At 61.5% G+C, this 1,308-nt stretch carries 1 protein-coding gene; it reads right to left on the bottom strand.

Features of this window, described 5'->3' with window-relative positions; translation table 11 throughout:
- Positions 1-196: 196 nt before the first annotated feature.
- On the bottom strand, positions 197-1,087 hold the full coding sequence (locus tag KHC23_RS15820) for a phytanoyl-CoA dioxygenase family protein (protein ID WP_024922081.1): 891 nt from the start codon (positions 1,085-1,087) through the stop codon (positions 197-199).
- Between the last annotated feature and the right edge of the window lie 221 nt (positions 1,088-1,308).

The following is a 1,308-nucleotide window of genomic DNA, read 5'->3' as shown; positions in this document are numbered from 1 at the left end:
TGCTAGATCGAACAGGGACTGACTTAAGGGTCAGTAGATTGATGCCTTCGCTCGCGAACCCGATGTACAGCGCTCCGCCGCCGACCAGCGCCGCACGGACCGGGTTTCGTTCATCGATGCCGTTTCTGGAAACGGGGCGGACGCACACAGATCGGCCAGAATCAAACGTGCGCCGTCGCACCCAATGATCGCGAGCTCAATTCACCTCGGCGGGACGATCGTAAAGCAAGCGCCGCGCCCGCTTCTGGTTGTCGAACAGGCTGAACCGTTCTTGCGCTTCGGGCGGCATCGGAAAGGGCACGGGGCACGGCAGTGCGACCATCCTCGGGTTGCGGGTAGATCGTCCGCAAACCATGTCCGCTTCATACTGGTCCCAGTTCCTCACGCCCAACAGCGGCCACGCGTCAGCAGCGGCATATCCAATCAACAACAACCGGCGGGCCTGGGCGGACATGTTCGGTCCGGAGGCGTGCATGGTGCGGACATGGTGGAACGACACGGTCCCTGCGGGACCAACGCATTCCTCGGCGCCGGTGGCGTTCACGGGATCGGCATCCAGGTCGACCGCGCTGCAGAAGTACCCGGTATCGGGGTTGTGGTGATCGTAGATCTTGCCCTGGTGCGAGCCTGGCAGGCACAGCAGGGGCCCGTTAACACTGGTGATATCGTCCAGGAACACGCCTACCGTCAGGAACGCGTCGTTGGTGTGCGGATAAAAGCACCAATCCTGGTGCCACTCGACGGGCGAACCGATCCGGCCCGGCTTCAGGTTGATTTTGGAGTTGTGCACTCGAACGTCCGGGCCGATCAGCTTCTGCAGACTATCGATAAGGGCGGGATGTCGTACGAACTCCCTGAAGAAGTCGAAGTGCCTGTGTGGCATCTCGATGCGGCGAACGGCGGGTTGTTCCGGAGCGTGGGACGGCTCGAGCTCGAAGGTCGGCGTCGGGCTTGTCAGCGCTGACGCTTCGACGATCAACTCGTCAGTGACACGCCGCAGCTCGCCGATCTCCTGTTCGGTAAAGAGCCCCTCGGCGACGGCAAAACCTTTGGTCTGATATTCGGCGACGTGACGATCCGTCAGCATGCTCTGCTCTTTCCTGGTGACGGGCGCCGCAATCAGGGACGCCGCGCCGTTCGAAATCCCCTCCAGCGCTCGCTTGTCCACTCAAGCCGGCTGGCAACCCGCGCTGTTCTGATAGCTCTCCGCGGTGACAGGGGCGTGTATCGCGTGTGTCAGCGGTACGACATTCTGTTGATTTCCACTGAGAGTTGACCCGGCAGGCACGGATTTTTCCATCGAGAAGT

This window comes from Ancylobacter dichloromethanicus (genome assembly GCF_018390645.1).
GTDB classification, from domain to species: Bacteria; Pseudomonadota; Alphaproteobacteria; order Rhizobiales; family Xanthobacteraceae; genus Ancylobacter; species Ancylobacter dichloromethanicus.
This window is presented reverse-complemented; position numbering and strand designations above follow the sequence as displayed.

Bases quoted from the DNA above. Each gene is read 5' to 3' on its own strand.
- KHC23_RS15820 (WP_024922081.1), bottom strand. From the start codon at position 1,087: ATGCTGACGGATCGTCACGTCGCCGAATATCAGACCAAAGGTTTTGCC.